The sequence below is a fragment of the Bacillus sp. GW823-FHT06B01 genome, from assembly GCF_058952315.1.
Genome location: NZ_JBXAHR010000003.1, coordinates 502,260 through 521,899, shown reverse-complemented (window position 1 = coordinate 521,899; position 19,640 = coordinate 502,260). Strand labels below are relative to the sequence as shown.

General features: G+C 35.4%; 20 protein-coding genes. 3 read left to right on the top strand and 17 right to left on the bottom strand.

Annotated features, from left to right (window positions below; translation table 11 throughout):
* Positions 1 to 27: 27 nt before the first annotated feature.
* From AC1Q8N_RS15840 to inhA1, 11 genes are all read right to left on the bottom strand, one after another.
* The gene (locus tag AC1Q8N_RS15840; protein WP_060489453.1) at positions 28 to 633 is read right to left on the bottom strand and encodes a DUF1648 domain-containing protein; all 606 of its coding nucleotides are present in this window, start codon (positions 631 to 633) and stop codon (positions 28 to 30) included.
* A 91-nt stretch (positions 634 to 724) separates the two neighbouring features.
* Positions 725 to 1,648 carry an RluA family pseudouridine synthase gene (locus AC1Q8N_RS15835; RefSeq protein ID WP_048545049.1) on the bottom strand — a complete coding sequence of 308 codons (924 nt, stop codon included), beginning with the start codon at positions 1,646 to 1,648 and terminating at the stop codon, positions 725 to 727.
* A 100-nt stretch (positions 1,649 to 1,748) separates the two neighbouring features.
* Entirely contained in the window at positions 1,749 to 2,165 is a 417-nt protein-coding gene (locus AC1Q8N_RS15830; protein WP_000490295.1) for a YodN-related protein, read from the bottom strand.
* Between the two features lie 101 nt (positions 2,166 to 2,266).
* Entirely contained in the window at positions 2,267 to 4,459 is a 2,193-nt protein-coding gene (locus tag AC1Q8N_RS15825; RefSeq protein WP_098077817.1) for an MMPL family transporter, read from the bottom strand.
* Positions 4,460 to 4,568: 109 nt separating this feature from the next.
* Complete coding sequence (locus AC1Q8N_RS15820) at positions 4,569 to 5,216, bottom strand: phosphatase PAP2 family protein (RefSeq protein ID WP_098077814.1); 648 nt, start codon at positions 5,214 to 5,216, stop codon at positions 4,569 to 4,571.
* A 59-nt stretch (positions 5,217 to 5,275) separates the two neighbouring features.
* Positions 5,276 to 6,325, bottom strand: a complete 1,050-nt coding sequence (gene potD / locus AC1Q8N_RS15815) for a spermidine/putrescine ABC transporter substrate-binding protein PotD (RefSeq protein WP_000772499.1) — start codon at positions 6,323 to 6,325, stop codon at positions 5,276 to 5,278.
* A 38-nt stretch (positions 6,326 to 6,363) separates the two neighbouring features.
* On the bottom strand, positions 6,364 to 7,164 hold the full coding sequence (potC, locus tag AC1Q8N_RS15810; RefSeq protein ID WP_046958247.1) for a spermidine/putrescine ABC transporter permease PotC: 801 nt from the start codon (positions 7,162 to 7,164) through the stop codon (positions 6,364 to 6,366).
* A 6-nt stretch (positions 7,165 to 7,170) separates the two neighbouring features.
* Positions 7,171 to 8,019: a spermidine/putrescine ABC transporter permease PotB gene (gene potB, locus AC1Q8N_RS15805; RefSeq protein ID WP_000715495.1), complete on the bottom strand. Its 849-nt coding sequence runs from the start codon at positions 8,017 to 8,019 to the stop codon at positions 7,171 to 7,173.
* A complete protein-coding gene (potA, locus tag AC1Q8N_RS15800; RefSeq protein ID WP_000720323.1) occupies positions 8,016 to 8,999 on the bottom strand; it encodes a spermidine/putrescine ABC transporter ATP-binding protein PotA in 984 nt (327 codons plus the stop codon). The genes potB and potA overlap by 4 nt, the downstream gene beginning before the upstream one ends.
* A 233-nt stretch (positions 9,000 to 9,232) precedes the next feature.
* Positions 9,233 to 10,600 (bottom strand): aldehyde dehydrogenase, encoded by a 1,368-nt coding sequence (locus tag AC1Q8N_RS15795; RefSeq protein ID WP_048545054.1) that lies wholly within the window; start codon positions 10,598 to 10,600, stop codon positions 9,233 to 9,235.
* 172 nt (positions 10,601 to 10,772) lie between these two features.
* A complete protein-coding gene (inhA1, locus tag AC1Q8N_RS15790) occupies positions 10,773 to 13,160 on the bottom strand; it encodes a M6 family metalloprotease immune inhibitor InhA1 (protein WP_001035922.1) in 2,388 nt (795 codons plus the stop codon).
* A gap of 341 nt (positions 13,161 to 13,501) precedes the next feature.
* Between inhA1 and AC1Q8N_RS15785 the strand changes: the two genes are divergently transcribed.
* Positions 13,502 to 13,636, top strand: coding sequence for an anti-repressor SinI family protein (locus tag AC1Q8N_RS15785; protein WP_000276217.1), 135 nt, complete (start codon positions 13,502 to 13,504; stop codon positions 13,634 to 13,636).
* A gap of 79 nt (positions 13,637 to 13,715) precedes the next feature.
* Positions 13,716 to 14,039, top strand: coding sequence for a helix-turn-helix domain-containing protein (locus tag AC1Q8N_RS15780; RefSeq protein WP_000578885.1), 324 nt, complete (start codon positions 13,716 to 13,718; stop codon positions 14,037 to 14,039).
* Between the two features lie 72 nt (positions 14,040 to 14,111).
* Here AC1Q8N_RS15780 and calY read toward each other — a convergent pair whose 3' ends face one another.
* The 6 genes from calY to AC1Q8N_RS15750 all read right to left on the bottom strand — a co-directional run bounded on the left by calY (position 14,112) and on the right by AC1Q8N_RS15750 (position 19,002).
* Entirely contained in the window at positions 14,112 to 14,705 is a 594-nt protein-coding gene (calY, locus tag AC1Q8N_RS15775; protein ID WP_000053728.1) for a biofilm matrix protein CalY, read from the bottom strand.
* A 296-nt stretch (positions 14,706 to 15,001) separates the two neighbouring features.
* Entirely contained in the window at positions 15,002 to 15,787 is a 786-nt protein-coding gene (locus AC1Q8N_RS15770; protein WP_493521276.1) for a DUF4047 domain-containing protein, read from the bottom strand.
* Positions 15,788 to 15,921: 134 nt separating this feature from the next.
* Positions 15,922 to 16,509: a CalY family protein gene (locus tag AC1Q8N_RS15765; RefSeq protein WP_098068926.1), complete on the bottom strand. Its 588-nt coding sequence runs from the start codon at positions 16,507 to 16,509 to the stop codon at positions 15,922 to 15,924.
* A 62-nt stretch (positions 16,510 to 16,571) separates the two neighbouring features.
* Entirely contained in the window at positions 16,572 to 17,141 is a 570-nt protein-coding gene (gene sipW / locus AC1Q8N_RS15760) for a signal peptidase I SipW (protein ID WP_048545063.1), read from the bottom strand.
* Positions 17,142 to 17,332: 191 nt separating this feature from the next.
* Positions 17,333 to 18,619, bottom strand: a complete 1,287-nt coding sequence (locus AC1Q8N_RS15755) for a D-alanyl-D-alanine carboxypeptidase family protein (protein ID WP_493521275.1) — start codon at positions 18,617 to 18,619, stop codon at positions 17,333 to 17,335.
* A 155-nt stretch (positions 18,620 to 18,774) separates the two neighbouring features.
* Positions 18,775 to 19,002 (bottom strand): hypothetical protein, encoded by a 228-nt coding sequence (locus tag AC1Q8N_RS15750; protein ID WP_000251864.1) that lies wholly within the window; start codon positions 19,000 to 19,002, stop codon positions 18,775 to 18,777.
* Positions 19,003 to 19,407: 405 nt separating this feature from the next.
* On the opposite strand from AC1Q8N_RS15750, the gene AC1Q8N_RS15745 reads away from it, so the two are divergent.
* Positions 19,408 to 19,632, top strand: coding sequence for a hypothetical protein (locus AC1Q8N_RS15745; protein ID WP_063260295.1), 225 nt, complete (start codon positions 19,408 to 19,410; stop codon positions 19,630 to 19,632).
* Positions 19,633 to 19,640: the final 8 nt, after the last annotated feature.

Here is a 19,640-nt window from a genome sequence, read left to right as displayed (position 1 = left end):
GTCTTCTCATAATGAGAAGACTCTTTTTTATGTTTCATAACTTTCTATTATGTATGAGTATAAAATGTAAAACATGAACAAAATAGAACCACTACTTATTACACTAAGTAATACATAAAACCCCCACTTCAAGTTCAAAAATAATGAAAATAATATACTACATGCCATCATTTGAAAAATCCGCCTACTCACTAAACGGATCTTTTGTAATTTGATTGGGTCTTTTTCCGTACTCTGAACTTGTTTAAACAACTTACTAAGCATAAAAAGAAACATACTAATCCCAATTGTTAGTCCTGTTTGAAAGGATATCATACTTCCAAAATTAATAAAGAGAATGAGCATATGGATAAACAACATAAATAAAGTAATCGTCTTTAGAAATCCACTTATAATGACATGCTCGCCTTCATTAAACTTATATATATTATGTGAAATAATATACATCAATCCATGTAAAAAAATAAGAAAAAAAGGAATAAATGCTATAACAACTTGTTTACTCATAAAATCGTTCGGCCCACCATTTTCATCCCAATGTACAGCCATCTCATTTGGTAAATATGGATAGAGGCATAGAGTAACTAAAAGACAAACGAAAAATATTCCTAGTATGTATTTATATTTGACCAAGCAATTCTCACCTCTCTTTTCTCTTAACGGCTTCGCTTCTTTTAGAGAAATTCCTGCAAGAATCTACTTTTCTCAAATTTAAACTTACACTTTACGCATTCATTCTTTGAAATTCTTTCATTGTATCATTTAATTTTGCGGGGAATGGTACATCCACTTCGATCTCTTCTTTCGTAATTGGATGTAAGAAGTTTATCTTCATCGCATGTAATGCTTGCCTGGACATATATTGCGTTTGTCCACCATATAATACATCCCCAACTAATGGATTACCATGATAGCTCATATGAACACGAATTTGATGGGTTCTACCTGTTTCTAATTGTAACGTTACGAACGTAACATTTTGGTTTTTAAAATACTTCTCTACTTTATAAAATGTGATAGCTTGATCTCCCTTTGGAGAAACACGTCGTCTCGTCGCATGATGGCGATCTCTTCCAATAGCTGCGTCAATTGTTCCTTGCTTACCTTTTACTTTCCCTTCCACAAGCGCCGCATATGTTCTTTTAATTTTTCGTTCCATTAATAAACGATCCATAATTGCACCAGCAATTCTATGCTTAGCAAACACGACACCACCTGTCGTATCTTTATCTAACCGATGAATATGACGAACCTTCGTCTCTAAACCTTGCATTTGAAAATGAAAAGCAACAAGGTTTGCAAGTGTTCCCATCCCACCTTTTTCCGCAGGATGCGTATCCATCTTCTCAGGCTTATTTACGATGAGTACGTGATCGTCTTCATATACTACATCTAATTCACCATATTCAGGCTCTACATCGTATTCTTCTTCGATAAACATATGCACTTGTAACTTATCGCCTTCTTTTAAAAGCTCATTCCATCTTCTCTGTTCTCCGTTAACGGTAATACCTTTTTCCATACGAAGCTGATGTAACAACTTTTTCGGTATTTCCCATTCTATTTTTAATAACGAATCAATACTTATGCCATTCCATTTCGCTGGAACAGTAATTTCGCACCATTCGCCCTTCTTCTTCGTTTCCATACTGTATCACCTTATTTCTATTGATTCTCTCATTGTAACGGAAAACACAATTTGATGCACCGTCAAAAATAGAGGCCAGTCTTATAGTAGACTGGCCCCCTCACGCTCTACGCCGTTTCATTTCCTGCAATACTTCTTCCGCTTTTTGCTCATACGATAAATCTTTAAAGAAATCCGCCAATCTTTTATAATCATTATACGTATCTAATAAGTCATCAATTTTTTCTACTTTCATCACTTGTTGTTTTTGCTTCATTTTTACTGGATAACGATAGCCCGATACTTCTTGTATTTTGTAATACTCATCCTCTACTTGAATGACCTTTACAAGTTCCTCCTCTTCCGCATCCATCGTATACCCATCAAAATCTCTAAGCAATTCATAAATGATATGAGTCCATTCATCTTTTGGATAAAATCCTTTTTCTAACCGATAACCGACAATGCGATACATATGCCCATCGTTTTCTGCAAACTGTACTGTATCATTTAGCTTAAACTTAAAATAACGAAACATTGCCTTCACCTACTTATATGTAATGTTCTTATCACATACTATTTGCAAAATGTAGGTCTTGCTATTCATAAAAAAATACTCATCTATAAGATGAGTATTTTTTACGATGATTTTTCTCTTTTCTTTCGAAATGGTAACCACCAGTTCCAATCTCCAAACAGTTTCATTAAACTTGGTACAAGCATAAGACGAATAATTGTTGCATCAAGGAATATTGCTAATGCAACACCAAGCCCCATTTGCCGTACTGGTAAAATATCAGTAAAGGCGAACGCACCTGTTACAACAATCATAATTAACGCAGCTGATGTAATGATCCTACTTGTTGACACAAGTCCTTCTAACGTTGCTTGATCATTATCTCCTGTTTCTTCATATAACTCATGAATACGTGAAATAAGAAAAACTTCATAATCCATACTAAGCCCAAATACAAGACCGAAAATAAAGATTGGTAAGACAAATAGAACAGGACTCGCTTCTAAACCAAAATGCCCACCTTCAAATAACCAAACAACAATTCCAATTGTTGCGCTTAAACTAAGTATATTCATAATAATCGCCTTAATTGGAATGAGTATAGATCGGAATGCAAATAATAATATAACAAAGGTCGATCCAAATATAACAGACATACCAATTGCAACTTTATCTTTAATTTCATCTTCTAACTCTTGTTGGAACGTTGTCATCCCGCCTAAATAATACGTAACATCTGTTTCTTTATACTTTTGTTTAAAATCACGAACCCACTGTTTAGCAGTTTCAGTACGTGGTTTTGTTTTCAAAAAGATTTCTATCGTCGTCTTATTTCCTTTCGTATACGCTTCAAATATAGGAGCTAGTTTCGCCGCTTCTGGCGACTCTAACATTCCAGCAACTTGATCTGCTTTCATACGAGTTAACCCGTCGTATAAGCTTCTAACTTCATATACTTTCTTATCATCTTTTAACTTTTGAACGACTTCTTCTATCTTTTGTAAACTTTCTTTTTCTTTCATATCTTTTTTCGTCTCTACCACTAACGTAACATCAGCGTGTTTTTTTGCAGTTTTATTAAATGCCTCTTCGTACTTCTCATATGCAATTCTTGTATCACTTTGTTTAGGTAGAGCTTCTACGTCAGGGAACTGCAAATTAGCTGTACGTAACGGTAATAAGCAAATAACAATAAATGTTGTAACAACAATAATCATTGCGATTGGATGTTTCATTACAAATTGTGCAAATTTACGCCACGCCTTTGCCGGCGTATGTGCTACTTGATTCTTTTTTAATATTCGTTTCCCAATTAATGATAATAGCGCTGGAAGAAGCGTGAGTGAGAATAAAATACTCATAATCACAACAATCATTCCGCTAATTGCGACAGACTGAATATAATCGATTTTAAAGAAAAACAAGCCAGATAATCCAACAAATACACATAATCCTGAAAATACGATAGCGCGCCCTGCTGTTTGATATGTAATTGCTATCGCTTCTTTTACCGTTCGCTTTGCAACTTCCTCTCGAAAGCGATTTACAAATAATAGTGCAAAATCAATAGATAGCGCAAGTCCAATCATCGGTGCAACATTTAACACAAAGATAGATAGTTCCTTATCGCTACCTATAAAGTATAATATGCCCATCGTACTAATAACACTAAGTGCCCCATTTACAATTGGTAAAATAGATGCCAAAAGACTACCAAATGAAAATAGTAATACGAGAAATGCAATTGGTAACCCAATCATCTCTGCTACTTTTAAATCATTTTGCGTTCTTTCATTAATCTCTTGATTAATTTTTGGAAACCCTGTAGGCGTTACTTTTAATGCGGCATTACTTTCCTTTTCGATTTTATCAGCAAATTGCAATGTCTTTTCCATTCGTTCTTTATTTGTTTTCCCGGAAAATAAAATTGTCGCATAGCCGATATCATCTTGTAACATTTCTTTATTTTGCACTGGGTGATGGAAAGATTCATATGTCTCTTTCTCTTGTACATTCTTTACAATTCCCTCTACTTGCTTTTGAAATTCCTCATGTGAAACACCCTTATTTTTTTCAAAAACGAGTAGAAGTGTGTCTTGAGACCTCTTAAAATCTTTATCTAAAATTTCTTTCGTTTTTTGATAGTCCCCTTCCGTTTGGAAACCATCACCGCCTAATACTCCCGGCAGCTTTGGGGCGAAAATACCGAGTGCGATCGCAACCAATAGTAATGCTACAATTACTGTATAACGAAACTGATACAAAAAAGCTCCTAATTTCCCCCACTTATCTACTTTATGTACATTTGTTTTCACACATTTTCACCTACTTTAAATAATTCAATTGTCATTTATACTGTATCACATCTTCGTACAAACAAAAAACGTCTGGAAACACTATAATGATAGTTTTTCCAGACGTTTTTTATCCCGCTTTATTAAGTCCCAATCTCTTGGTAAGTAAACGATGGCAGTAAATCGCCATAATTAACAAAATACCACCTACGCAATAACCAGCTAAAATATCAGTTGGATAATGTACATTTAAAATAACTCTACTTAATCCAATCGATACAATTACAATTCCCATCAAAATCGTTATAACATATTTCCCCGTTACACTCTTCAAATTTGCCCCAATGATATAAGCAAGAAATCCGAATGTCATAATAGATAACATTGCATGTCCACTAGGGAAGCTATACCCAAGCGCATCCAACGCTTCATTTAACGATGGGCGCTCCCTTTTCACAATTTCTTTTATCCCTTTATTAACAAGATGTGTTATTAAAATGCCCATTGGATACACGATCATCGCAGCATAATAACGTTTTCTCCAAAAAACAAGTAAACTTATAGCCAGCGTAGTTACGATCCCGATAGCAGAACCTAATTTTGTATAGTGTGAAAAAAATGTAAGCGAACCTTCTGTTTGTAATCCTTTTACTAATGCTCGGACATATGTATCCATCACTGTAACGCCACCCGCATGTACGCGCCAAGCAACAATGCCAAATACAGCAAGTAATAAAACGATACATACTACCTCATATTGATGTAACTTCTTGTTCAAACGATTTCCTCCTACTATGAAAAAATGCGATTTCTACTTTAGAAACCGCATTTCCTTACTTATTTACCTTTTGTTTTTAACTCTGTCCAGTAACGATCATAGTCTTTTAGCTTATCGTCTACATCAACAAGCCATTCTGTACGATCTAATTCTTCTTTCGTTAAGAAGATCATATGATTATCACGATATTCTTTACTATGAAGAGGATGAGCTTTTTCATTAGGATTACTGTATCCAATTGACTCGTAGTTTTTCACACTTACTTTTTCATCTAATAAGTAGTTCATAAACTTCTCTGCAAGCTCTTTGTTTTTTGCACCTTTTGGAATTGCTAACGTATCAGCCCAAATTGTGCCGCCTTCCTTTGGTACAACGTACTCTACATCTTTATTATCTTTTGCGATAAATGCTGCATCTCCAGACCAAACTGTTCCGATCCAAGCATCTTCTGTAATGAATTTTTGTTTAATATTATCTGTATCAAATGCTAATAAGTTTGGAAGCAGCTTCTTTAAATCATCTGCTGCTGTCTTTAACTGTGTATCGTCTTTCGTGCTGTTTGAGAATCCATGCTTCTTAAGACCCATACCTAACACTTCACGAGAATCATTTAATAAAGTTACATGCCCTTTATATTTCTCATTCCATAGGTCAGCCCAGCTTGTAGGAGCTTCTTTTACATACTTTTTATTGTATGCAATACCTGTTACGCCCCAAGTATATACTAAAGAATATTTATTCTCTGGATCAAACGCCGGTGTTTTGAAGTTAGAAACCATATTTTCGATATTCGGGATATTCTTTTTGTCTAACGGCGCTAATAAATCCATTTTCGCCATTGTTTTAACCATGTAATCAGACGGCTGAATTAAATCATACTTCGCGCCACCTGCTTGTAATTTCGCAAGCATTTCTTCATTACTTGCATACTTATCATAGTTAATTTTCACGTTATATTTCTTTTCAAAATCTCTTAGCACTTGCTCATCAAAATTGTCAGCCCAGCTATAAATGTTTAACTCTTCTTTCTTTTCACCACAACCAGCAAGTACACCAGCAACAAGGCTAAAGCTAATTGCTGCGCCGGCTAATCTTTTCATTAATTTCATCGGTTTATTACCTCCTCGTACTTTCTATATCGTTCGTATTATAAAGGAAGGTGTCCTCCGGAGTTTTCTTCACCATCTGCACCTTTGTTACGGAAGATTTCAGATAGAACCATTAATCCTACGATAGCCACAATTAAAATTGTAGAAAGTGCATTAATTTCTGGTGATACTCCGCGCTTAACCATACTGTAAATGTATAATGGCAATGTTGTTGATCCTGGTCCTGATACGAAGAAACTAATTACAAAATCATCAATTGATAATGTGAATGTTAATAATGCGGCTGAAATAACCCCTGGTGCAATTGCTGGGAACGTTACATAACGAAACGTTTGCCACGGCGTTGCTCCTAAATCATTCGCAGCCTCTTCTAAATCACGTCCCATACCAGAAAGACGCGCTGCTAAAATAACGACAACAAATGAAATACTAAATGTAATGTGCGCAATAATAATTGTTATTTTGCCAAGTTCCATACCTAATTGACTAAATAAGATAAGTAAAGATAATCCCATTAAAATATCAGGAATTAAAATTGGTAAATACACAAGACCGTTAATAGCCCCTTCATAGCGATATTTATAACGATGTAATGCAATCGCGAAAATCACACCAAGAACTGTCGTTACAACCGTCGTTACGATCGCAATCGTCATACTATTTACAAACGCATCAATAACATCTTGCTTTTGAAATAAATCTGTATACCAATGGAATGTAAAACCTTCCCATTCCGCATTAATGCGAGAATCATTGAAGGAATATACCATTAAAACCATCATTGGAAAATACAAGAACAATAAAATTAACCAAGAATAAGAAACTAAAAACTTCTTCATCTTTGCCTATTCCCCTCCGTTCCCATCATATTTATATACTTTCGTTGCACGATAATATAAGTAAATTAACAGAACAGAGAATAGAACAACAATCATAGATAACGCAGATCCAAACGGCCAGTCACGCGCTCCTAAGAATTGATTTTGAATTACGTTTCCGATTAACGCTACTTTCGATCCACCCATAACGTCTGATACAACAAACATTCCGATAGAAGAAACAAACACTAAAATAGAACCAGTAGCAATCCCTGACATCGTCATTGGTACTGTTACATTCCAAAATGCCTTTGCTGGTGTTGCTCCTAAATCATAAGCTGCTTCTAGCTTACGCTTATCAAGCTGCTCAATCGCTGCATACACCGGTAAAATCATAAATGGTAATAAAGAATAGACCATTCCGAGTATTACAGAAGGTGTGTTATATAGTAAATTTAAAGGTTCACTTATAATACCTAGTTTCAATAGCAATGTGTTTACAAGACCTTGTGAACGTAAAATAACAATCCATGCGTATGAACGAACAAGGAAGTTAATCCAAAACGGGATCGTTGCCAATAATAAAAGAATTGAACGGTATTTGCGATCAACAATTGTAATTGTATAAGCAAATGGATAACCAATTACTAAACAGATTACTGTTGTAATAACTGCAATCTTAACAGTTTCCCATAACGTTCCCATGTATAGTGGATCAAACACACGAGCTATATTCTCTAACGTAAATTGCATTTCCACTGTCCCATATGCCCCGCGCTGCATAAAGGCAAATGCCAATACAAACAGAAGGGGAATTAGGAAGAAGATTAACAGCCACGCGACTGTCGGTAGTGCGAGTAATTTCCCTTTTTTCAATTTAAGGTCACCTCGTCCTCTTGCTCCCAGCCTACGTATACATTATCTCCAATGCTCCACTGCGCTGCTTCTTCAGCAGTTTGATATGCCATTAGTAATTCTGATGTTTTCTCGTCACGTACATACAGCTTTTCCATATTTCCAACAAACTCAACGTCTTCAATATGTCCAAGATGGTATTCTTTTAAAATCGGCTCTTCAACCGAACGTACTTTTACGTTTTCAGGGCGAATTGCTACATAGCCTTCCCCGTTTTTCACAATATTATTTTCACCGATAAATGTCGCAACGAACATTGTTTTCGGCTTATTGTAAATTTCTTTCGGCGTTCCAATTTGTTCAATATGTCCTTTATTCATAACGACAATACGATCACTCATGCTCATCGCTTCTTCTTGATCGTGCGTTACGTATATGAATGTAATTCCTAAATTACGTTGTAAGTTTTTCAATTCACGTTGCAAATCTTTTCTTAACTTAAAGTCTAACGCCCCAAGTGGCTCATCTAGTAATAATACACGCGGGTTATTTACAATCGCTCTCGCAATTGCTACACGCTGCTGCTGTCCACCAGAAAGCTTTGCAGGTTTACGATTACGGAACTCAAGTAACTGCGTTAAACGCATTGCCTCTTCAGCACGCTCTTTCTGCTCTGCTGCCGGTACTTTCTGCATTTTCATACCGAAACAAATATTTTTCTCCACATTCATATGTGGGAATAGCGCATAATGTTGGAACACTAAGTTCATATGACGCTTATATGGTGGCAAATCGTTAATCTTTTCATCATCTAATAAAAGATTCCCTTTAGTTGGCGTTTCAAAGCCTGCGATCATGCGAAGTAACGTTGTTTTCCCGCAACCACTCGGCCCTAAAATCGTTAAAAATTCCCCTTCTTTAATGTCTAAAGAAAGAGGTGGGATAATCACTTGATTTCCAAAATGTTTTTCTACTGCTTCAACTTTAATAATCTTTTTCATTTTCCCGTCCTATCTACCTTAAATTTTAATTTTTATATTCATGAATAAATATTTATGTTCTATAGACTATTTTTTGTTTCGATCCAAACAAAAATGGTTGTTTAGCGTTCTCTTCTATTCTTTATGTAGTATGTTTGATTCATTTTTGCATGATACACATGTCGAACAGAAAAACCCCTTCCATTACGAAGGGGCTATTATCATACGGCTACGCCTACTGATAAACACCATCATCATTTTAACAACTTTCGTATGAATTTTAAAGCACTTTTTGTAGAAGAGTAACGAATTTTCATATCGAATGCCGTAGATTGGGCTAAAATGCTTTTATAATGTGAAAAAGTCCGAAAACTTTCTTCCCCATGATAACTACCTAATCCACTACTTCCAACACCACCAAAAGGTAAATATGGCGTTGCAAGATGATAGACAACATCATTAATACAGCCTCCGCCATATGAAATATTACTTGTCACTTTCTTTTGTACTTCTTTATCTTCAGAAAATACATATAACGCTAACGGCTTCGGATGTTGCTGGATTGTTCCAATTACCTCTTCTATGTTGTCGTATTCTACAATTGGTAAGATCGGACCAAAAATTTCATCTTCCATAACAGTACTTTGCCATGTAACATTTGTTAACACTGTTGGTTCTATATGTAAAGTTTCTTTTTTATAGTTCCCACCGATTACCGTTTTACCATCTTTCAAAAATGAACATAAACGTTCAAAATGACGTTCAGTCACAATTCGTACATAATTGTCATTGTTTAGTGGATCTTTTCCATACTGCTCCGCAATTTCGTGTCGTAATGCCTCGATTAACTGTTCTTTCACCGAAGCATGCACATACATATAATCAGGCGCTACACACGTTTGCCCTGCATTTAAAAACTTACCCCAAACAATTCGTCTTGCTGTTACATCTATTTTTGCATCTTTATGTACAATGCATGGGCTTTTTCCCCCAAGTTCTAACGTGAGTGGCGTCAACCGTTTCGCTGCTGCTTCCATCACAACTTTTCCAACACCGACACTACCTGTAAAGAAAATATAATCAAACGGTTCCTTTAACAATTCCGTACTCTTTTCTACACCGCCTTCTACTACCGCTACAAGCTCTTCTTGGAATAATTGCTCTAACATCCTCGTAAGTACTTTGGAAACGTTTGGCGTTAACTCTGAAGGCTTTAAAACAATTGTATTTCCAGCCGCCAACGCTCCTACAAGAGGTGCAATTGCTAATTGAAACGGATAGTTCCACGGTGCAATAATAAGTGTCACACCGTACGGTTCAGGAACTACTTTCCCCTTTGATCCAAAATGAGTGAGTGCTGTTCGAACCCGCTTCGGTTTACTCCACGATGAAATATGCTTCAATTGAAAGGAAATTTCTTTTAATACATATCCAACTTCCGTTGTAAACGACTCATGAACTGACTTATTTAAATCTAATTTCAATGCCTGAAATATTTCTTCTTCAAAACTCTGAATGCCTTCATAAAGCTTCTTCAAATTATTCTTTCTCACTTCTACACTTCTCGTATGGCCATTATAAAAATATGCTTTTTGTTTATTTACAATAGAAGAAACACTCATTCATTCACCTTCTCCCACTATTTTTTATCCAATTCTTTCATTATTTATATAGACTTCATATATAATAAATTTCTATTCGTAAAGTTACATTATATATAATTTCTTCTTGCATATAAAATTCATTGCTCACAAAAAAACTACCGAAAGAAAATCTTTCGGTAGTTTTACTGTATTAACGATATAAACGAACAGCACCAGCAGAATTATCATCAGCTTGTCCTACTACTTCAAACTTCAGGCCAAGATTCGGTAAAATACGTCCTGCATCTGGAATCTGTTTATTAATATACGTTTTCGAATCATCAAACTTCGGTACACCTGCTAAGCCATTATACGTATACGTTCCGCGCGTTGGAGATACAACTTTCCAAGCTGGCGTTTTATCAAATGAGAACGCCGCATCAGCGATTTGGAATCGTGTACTACTTGCTACTGTTGGTTTACCATTTAAAGTTCCAACAATTGCTTCTGGATGTGAATCAACTACGCCAAGGAAACCATGTCCTGGATGTAAACCAACCCAGTTATCTGTATAAGCTGAGTCTGCATACCATACAACCATACCTGTGTTGTATTCTGGACCGCGAGCATATTTCAATGCGTTATCCGAACCAGCATAGTTTCTCCACTCTACATAATAGTTATGTTTTTTCTTCTCTGTTCCATTAGATACAGCGAATCCATCTAATTTGAACTGCGGTGTACCTTCTGCATCATCAGAGAATACTACTTTACCATCTACATTTAGTGATGCATTATCAAGTAGGAAACCGTTTAATGCTAAACCACCATCTGTAATGTACTCAAATGTTAATTTTACTTTCTTACCTTTGAATTGGCTTAAATCGTATGATTTGTCAATCCATTTTCCATTTGTTGAATGTGCATTTCCACTATTTGCTTTCTCACCAAGTTTTTCGATTAATGTTTGCTGACCATCTTCTGTTACAGCATGTACTTCAAGGAAATCATACTCTGCTTCAATTTCATACAATGACTTGAAATCAAATTTCGCAGTCGTTGCATTTGTTAAATCGAACAGTGGCGTCTCCATTTTTGTGTGAAGATTGTCACCTTTTGTGCTGTAGTAATACTGCTTACCAAATGCTGGAGCAATTGTTTTTATATCTTTATCTGGCAAGTTAACACGAATCATACCTGGGCGGTTAGATTTCGTAACACTTTGGTCTAAATATGTTGCTAGACCGATACCTTTATTTAATTTCTCGTAATCTACTTCTACGATATTTGCCCAGTTACCACCGATTGTTTTTTGGAAAAACTCTTTATTTTGTGGTGAGAAACTCGTTGGCGTTGTTCCTGCAATGTTACCAGCCCAGCTTCCGCCACTCATAACAGACCAAGCTTGAATTGGTTCACCGTCACCAGTATAGTCTGTATCATACTCATCTGGAAGACCTAAATCATGACCATATTCATGTGCGAATACACCAACTGCGCCATCTTCTGGTTCAATTGTGTAGTCGAATGCTGCGATCTTTCCGCCCCAATATGGAACTTTCGCTTGTGTACCTTCAATTGGGAATGGTTTTGGTCCAACAGTCCAGCGATGTGACCAAATTGCATCGTCACCTAATTTACCGCCACCTGCTTCTTGTCCAACACCCGCATGGATAATCATTAAGTGATCAATTAAACCATCCGGTTGTTTTTGATTTCCATCGCCATTTACATCATATTGATCGAATTGGTCAAACTCTGATAAATCAATACCGCTATCTACAGCTGCTTTTAATGCATCTTTTACTAAATCACGTGGTCCTTTTGGCCCTTTATTATCATGACCTGTCGCACCATCTGCACCGTAATCAGCAGCTTTACCAGGAACTGTTAACCATTTTGTAACTGTTCCGTCTACTGTATAACTACCGCCAGATTGCTCTTCGTAATATTGTTTAAACGTTTCGATTTTGCTGCCATCCTCTAATGCGAATGGCTCATTACCGAATAACATTTTTTCATAATGTTCTTTGTTAAAATCGTCAGTATACATATAACCAGGTTCTTTATCAATATTGTTATGTTTAAAGTCAGCGTACTCTACAAGTAAAACGAGTACTTTATCTTTACGAACTTCACCGTTATATTCTTTTCCCTTTGCTGGAGAAGTTGGTACTTTACCATTTAGACCACCCTTAACTGGGCCTGTTGCTGCAGGTGTTCCTGTTGCTGGTTTGTCTAACTTTTCTTTCGTATCAGCTTTCGCATCTTTCACTTTCTTTAAAAAGTCAGATGCTTCTTTCGTAAGTGGGTCCCCATTTGATACTTCTTTCCCAGGATTTTCACCCTTTTTGTTCTCTACGTATTTTTCGACGGCTTTCTTTGTTTCTGTCTCTGAAGCCTTCGAATCAATTACCCCACGGTTTTTTAGCGCATTCGCTAAACGTTCTTCTGGAATTAAATGATCATCGACTGGACTCGTAGCTGTCTTATTCACAGGTGTTTCAGCATATGCAGACTGGCCACCCGCTCCGAATGAAAGACCTAACACAGCTGTCAAAGCGATTGATGACAAAACTTTGAACGGTTTCTTGTTCATCCCTTATTTCCTCCCCTAATAAAAAATATGTATTACAAATTGAATTTTATTAAAAATTCAATATTTTTTCAATATTTAGTTATATTATGTAATTTTTTTAACATATTTGTAAAAATTCCATAGTTAGCATACGAATATATCACAATTCAACAATGTTTTCTGAAAATATTGAAAATATTTGTCAGAAACTTTATAATCGCCATAGAGGGAATTTAATGGGGATTTTATCTTTGTTTTATCTACAAAATATTTGATAATTCACTATATAAAACACAAAATACGATTGCTTATCATATATTCTGTAGCAGCAGTTATGACCGATAATTAGGGAGGAATTACATTTGTACAAAGATAAGACTGACGCACTGGACCAAGAATGGATTGATTTAATACTTGAAGCTCTAGACGCTGGTATCGCCCTGCAAGATATCGAACATTTTTTCCAACGTATGAAGCCATCCAGTCAGGCTCAATAGGCTTGTTCTTTTTAACGAAGTTTATGTTATAATAATGACATCATAAGACGACTACATATTGATAGAAAGGTGCGCAAATATGATTGGAGAACGTATAAAACGCCTTCGCTTACAAAAAGGTATTTCATTAACTGAACTTGCCGAAAAAGCTGGTGTTGCTAAATCTTACATTAGTTCTATAGAACGAAATTTACAAAAAAACCCTTCCATTCAGTTTCTTGAAAAAATTGCAGCAGTTCTACAAATTCCAGTTGATACTTTACTTCATGATGAAACAACAAAGGAAACTAATCTAGACTCCGAATGGACACAGCTTGTTAAAGATGCAATGAACTCTGGTGTCTCCAAAGAACAATTTCGTGAATTTCTTGAATTTACAAAATGGAAGCAAAATCAAAAATAATAATAGAAAGAAGTGCTAACAACCAGCACTTCTTTTTCTTTATAAAAAAAGCGGGGGATACCCGCTTTTTTATTATTTTTCTTCGCCAGCTTCTTGGTTAGCATTGAATGTCCATTCTAAATTCAATGAATCACCTTGGAAGATATTTTGTTCTTTCCCATTATCTACAAATTCAAATTGTACCCACAGATAATCCTCTGTGCCTGCTTCTAATCCACCCTTTTCTCCCCACTCAGGAGCAAAGATGTCTTTAGCTAAAAGATCTGGATCAGCATTTTGTAAATCAGCTAAAGTTGTTTCATATACAGGCTCACTTTGTTTATCCCAGTTCCAAAGGAATTTCACTTTAACGTGCTTACCAAAGTCTTCACCAGCATTATCGCCTTTTGCATCTTTCACAGTATACTTTGTCGCTAGTTTAACGTCTTTAATTGTTAATGAACCGCTATTCTTTAATAAGAACTCTTTCTTAATAGAATCCCCTGGTTTTAAATCTTTAATATCTACAAGCGTTTTAGGGTCTAATGTAAGATCTAACGTCCCAGCTGCAAATGTATTGTTCGATACTTCTTTATCGCTAAAGTAAGCGAATGTTCCTCCACCAATTAAAGATAACCCCAATGCTGCTGATGCAACTCCCATACCTAATTTCTTTTTCAGACTCACAATCAATTCCCCCTAGCTGTTTTTTATATTTTTGTCTCTTATTTTTCAATAAGAGATATAAAGAAAACTATATTAGCTTAGCTAATGTTCGTTCTCTTTTAAAAACCTTAAGTTCATTATAACGAACATCACTCTATAAATACAACAAATATTTATTAGTATTTTCAATTATTTTTATTTCTCAATATTATTTCGTTTTTTCTGAATTCTCATGTTTATATTTTAAGAAATACAATAAGTGCGGGGGCAAATACTCCCTCACACTCATATACATCATTTTTATACCGGTCGTCAGTTTATTCTGATGATTTCTCATTATGATCCGTGGTAGTAGCCTTTTCATGAGTTCCTTGCTCAAGTTTTTTAGCTGTCTCTACTTGTTTCTGCTCTTCTACCTTCTTCTGTTCTTCTACTTTCTTCTGTTCTTCTACTTTCTTCTGCTCTTCTACTTTCTTCTGCTCTTCTACTTTCTTCTGTTCTTCTACTTTCTTCTGCTCTTCTACTTTCTTCTGTTCTTCTATTTCATTCTGTTTCTTTACTGTTTCATCTTTTAATAGTTTTTGTAAAGTCTGAATTTGTTCATCAATAGCTTGCAAACTAACTTCTTTCACGATATAATCTCGCTTCTCTTTTATACTGAGAAAACCTTCATTCACATATACGGCCACTTGTTGAATCGATTCACTTTTATTCACTTTTAATTCTTCTTGTATTTGATTATAAGGAGTTTCTATTGCAGTATATACATTTTGCAGCGCTTCCTCCTCAGAAGCAATTTTCTCACGTCCTTGTTGCCACACTACAATTGCCTGTTCAATTTCTTCTCTAGAAGTTACTGCCAACTTCCCCTTCATTTCTCCATACTGATGCTCAATAAACTGTTTATGTTTCTCAGCTTCCTCTTTTAACGTATCAACTGTCTTTGGAAATATAATCGCTGTAGAAAGAGCGGCTTCCACTTTCGTTTCATGAATAAATGCAGCTTCTGTATACGTCATTATTTGAGAGCCTAAATAAAACGTAATGGAGCACATACAAGGCAATATAAGCATTTTTTTTAATTTGCGAGGTGTTTTCAGCATCTTAATCTCTCCCATCGAACAAGATGTTCTCTATATAGAACATTACTTTTATTATAATAAAGAACGATACAAAATGATAGCTATATACTAGAAAAATAGAAAAAGGGCTATCCATTTGATAGCCCTTTTTCATATTATTTTGTTTCACCTTCTGTTTGTTGTGCATCAAACGTCCAAGTTAATTGTAACTTATCACCCTGGAATTCATTTTGATCTTTTTTATTATCAACGAACTCAAATTTCACCTTGAATTTATCAGATTTACCTGCAGAAATACCTTTTTCATCCCAGAACCAAGCAGCTAAATCATTATCTACTGCTGTAAGTGTATCACCCTTCAATTTATCTAATGTAGTTTGTTTCACAATCGTCTCATGCTTATCTACATTTTTTAAGAATGTTACTTTAATATGTTTACCAAAATCATCTTTATTATCTTTCTTCGCATCTTCTACACTATAGTCTGTTTTTAATAGAACTTTTTTAATATCTAATGTACCTTTATTTTCTAATTTAAATTCTTTTTCAACTGTATCACCAGGTTTTAAATTCGATACATTAACAACTGTTGATGGATTTAATGCTAAATCCAGTGTACCAGCCGCAAATGTATTGTTTGACACTTCTTTATCACTGAAAAATGCAAATGTTCCTCCGCCAACTAATGCTGCCCCTAACACTGCTGATGCGATACCCATACCTAATTTTTTCTTTAAAGTCATGTCCATATCCCCTTAATCTATATATTTGTTAACTTCCTAAACGGAAAGTATAACCAAACAAACTAGACGGATTGTTCTACTTTTTTCTCTTTCTTTTCCCCTTCAATGCTGCGAATCGCACCAAAAATAGAAATCGCGGAATAGCCCAGTAAAAAGACCCCTGGAATAATAAGAAGCAATGCAGCTCCAGCCTTTGAACTAGCATAATTTAATGCATATCCTGCATAAGGAACTGTAATATCCGCATATTTCCCAATGACATTCTCCGCACGTACTGGTTCTAAATCAGGGCCGTTGTTGTTATCCCCTTTTGTTTCATACGTTACTTTTCCATTTGTATCTTTCACACCGATAATACGGTGAGTGATAATTTTTTCATCTTTCTCTTTAAAGGTAATAACATCACCTTTTTGATATTTCGAACCATCTTTCGTCGGTTCTATCGCAATGATTGATCCTGTTAAAAATGTCGGTTCCATCGATCCTGATAGCACTGATTTAAATTGATATCCCAGCACTGTTGGATCTCCGCCACTCGCTTTTGACGAAATAACTATAAAAGCTAGAAAAACCATTAATGCAAATAAAACAAACGAGATAACGTTGCTAATCACTTTCCAAATTAATTTCATCGTCTCTCTCCCTCTCCGTTGTTTTATATTATTTGGAGTATATAATACTAAATCAGTTCTTTAACAAGAACACAACTAAATAATATAACGAACAACTCGTAAATGCAATAAGAAAATTTACAATTATTAGTTATTTTACATATACAAAAAAGACTGTGACAAAGTCTCTTCACAGTCTTTTTACTAGTAATTTATTTTTCTTCTGATTTCATTTCTGTTGTATTTCGGCGTAGCACTACAAATAAAATGGCTCCAAATAGTACAGCGGCACCTATCCCAATGCTTATTATTTTCAAATTTGATTCATTTACTTCAGGCGTAGCCGTATCTTTTTTAGGCATCGCAAAAGTAACATCTTCTTTTGAAAGAACATTTATCGTCGCAATTGTTTGATTATTTTTCGTGATGTCAACTGCACCAACTACCTCACCACGATGAATTCCTTTATGATACAAAGAATCTTTATCTAATGAAGCCGCACGGAAAATCGTCCTCACATTTTTACCTTCATCTTTCTTAAGCATAAGCTCTGCACTTTTTTCAAGCTCGCTATCAATATCTTTATTTAAATACGTTGCCTTTTGATGCCAGCTATGTTTATCTAATACAGTTTGCTTCACAAATTGACCGAAAGAATAATCCGCCATCTGCTTCAAATCTTCATAAATTTCAGGTCTTTGGGAAGCCATTACTACATTTATAATGCGATTGCCATCCTTCTCATTTAATAGAACGAGTGTATTACGCGCTTCATTTGTAAAACCCGTCTTCCCGCCAATGCTATATGGATTTTCAAAATAAGTAGACTTATTAAAAATAGAAACCGTCTGGCTAGATGTCGTAACCGTCGTCCTTTTCGTATTCATCGCTTGTAAAATCTCAGGATACTTTTGTACACCTCTCGTAATCATAGCCATATCATACGGCGTCGTATAATGGTTTGGATCATGCAATCCATTTGGCGTTACAAAGTGACTATCTGTAGCCCCTAATTGCTTTGCTTTCTCATTCATCATATGAGCGAACTTCTCAACATTTCCGCCAATACGCTCCGCAATCGCATATGACACATCATTTGCACTCAGCACCATTAAAATCATAAGCGCAGTATTTCTATTAATCGTCTCACCAGGTTGAAATTCAATTTGATAATTACTCTTCTCTTGATCTAATGCTAATTGTGAAAACGTAAATTGATCCTCTGGCTTCGTATGCTCCATAAGTAAAATCGCTGTTAACACTTTCGTCATACTAGCCGGAAATGCACGATGATGTGCGTTTTTGTTATACAAAACATCTCCAGTTTTTGCATCAATCGTAGTTGCAAACTGACTAAAAACATTTGGTCCTTCCGCAGGTGGTGGTGCCACTTGTTCTGGATTCACTCCAACATTCGTCTCCGCACGTAACGTCATAGGTGTCAAAAAAAATAAACAAATAACGGTAATAAAAGCCAAAACTTTCTTAAAATTTACCATATGACTCTCCCTTTTCACTATACTCTCACAGTTTAAAAACTGAATCTACCAATCCATATGTAATTTGTATTAAATTGGAAGAATATTCACTGTTTTTTACTATATCATATTTTTACGATGAAGAACATAAATATACAATAAAAAATAAGAAGGAGTTATTCTTTCTTATCCTTCTCATCAATCAACGAATCTATTAACTTTTGGCTAGCTTCTTCAGGCGTAATCTCATCTGTCATCCCCATAAACGACCAACCTTTAGAATCGACCCACTCAACAAACTCTTGTAAAAACTCATCATGTGTAACATCCACATCAAGAATTGAGCCATTAATCGAAATCGTTCTATTTCTAGATACGCGCATCTTGAACGTTTTTCTTACCATTACAATAATTCTCCCTCTACTACTGAATATTTATAAAGTGAAACTTTAATCAGCCTTCACCAATCGGGCTTTTACGAGCAGCCTGCCACCACCTAACTTCTTTGCTTTCGCTAAATTTTGAGGTGGGGATCTTACCGTCCGCAAATAGCGGGGTAAAATAATCTTGTATCTCTGTTATACATGATTTTAAGTAAATTGTAAAAAGGATATATTGGCCAATTTGCATATTAAACCCGAAAATCTATCATCCTGCCAAAATATCAAATGATATGGAATTGATCAGAAATGACTGAATAGATCCACATAAAAATAAAACAACTTCCATTTTATCACACCAAATACAAATGACTTTCGTACAATGAAATGGACTATACTACAAGAAACCTTAAAATGAGGAGGAACTCTATGGCGCGTTGTACGTATTGTAAAACGAAGTGGACAATAAAAGATGTATGGTCAATACTCGTGACATTTGAAAAAGATTGTCCGTATTGTTTCGGAAGACAATATCTATCAAAGAAAACATTGAACGCTATGCCAGAACTTATAAGCTTACCTTTACATTTCTTATTCCCTTTTCTTGTCGATTTAAGTGATGAGGGTCCTTTAGATTGGTATCGAAAAAAATAATATAACCG

What these genes read in the sequence shown, in the direction of transcription:
- potC (WP_046958247.1), bottom strand. Translation starts at nt 7,164, where the DNA reads ATGAAGAAGTTTTTAGTTTCTTATTCTTGGTTAATTTTATTGTTCTTG.
- AC1Q8N_RS15830 (WP_000490295.1), bottom strand. Translation starts at nt 2,165, where the DNA reads ATGTTTCGTTATTTTAAGTTTAAGCTAAATGATACAGTACAGTTTGCA.
- AC1Q8N_RS15770 (WP_493521276.1), bottom strand. Translation starts at nt 15,787, where the DNA reads ATGCTGAAAACACCTCGCAAATTAAAAAAAATGCTTATATTGCCTTGT.
- potD (WP_000772499.1), bottom strand. Translation starts at nt 6,325, where the DNA reads ATGAAATTAATGAAAAGATTAGCCGGCGCAGCAATTAGCTTTAGCCTT.
- AC1Q8N_RS15755 (WP_493521275.1), bottom strand. Translation starts at nt 18,619, where the DNA reads ATGGTAAATTTTAAGAAAGTTTTGGCTTTTATTACCGTTATTTGTTTA.
- AC1Q8N_RS15780 (WP_000578885.1), top strand. Translation starts at nt 13,716, where the DNA reads ATGATTGGAGAACGTATAAAACGCCTTCGCTTACAAAAAGGTATTTCA.
- inhA1 (WP_001035922.1), bottom strand. Translation starts at nt 13,160, where the DNA reads ATGAACAAGAAACCGTTCAAAGTTTTGTCATCAATCGCTTTGACAGCT.
- AC1Q8N_RS15745 (WP_063260295.1), top strand. Translation starts at nt 19,408, where the DNA reads ATGGCGCGTTGTACGTATTGTAAAACGAAGTGGACAATAAAAGATGTA.
- AC1Q8N_RS15750 (WP_000251864.1), bottom strand. Translation starts at nt 19,002, where the DNA reads ATGGTAAGAAAAACGTTCAAGATGCGCGTATCTAGAAATAGAACGATT.
- potA (WP_000720323.1), bottom strand. Translation starts at nt 8,999, where the DNA reads ATGAAAAAGATTATTAAAGTTGAAGCAGTAGAAAAACATTTTGGAAAT.
- sipW (WP_048545063.1), bottom strand. Translation starts at nt 17,141, where the DNA reads ATGAAATTAATTTGGAAAGTGATTAGCAACGTTATCTCGTTTGTTTTA.
- AC1Q8N_RS15835 (WP_048545049.1), bottom strand. Translation starts at nt 1,648, where the DNA reads ATGGAAACGAAGAAGAAGGGCGAATGGTGCGAAATTACTGTTCCAGCG.
- AC1Q8N_RS15765 (WP_098068926.1), bottom strand. Translation starts at nt 16,509, where the DNA reads ATGACTTTAAAGAAAAAATTAGGTATGGGTATCGCATCAGCAGTGTTA.
- AC1Q8N_RS15795 (WP_048545054.1), bottom strand. Translation starts at nt 10,600, where the DNA reads ATGAGTGTTTCTTCTATTGTAAATAAACAAAAAGCATATTTTTATAAT.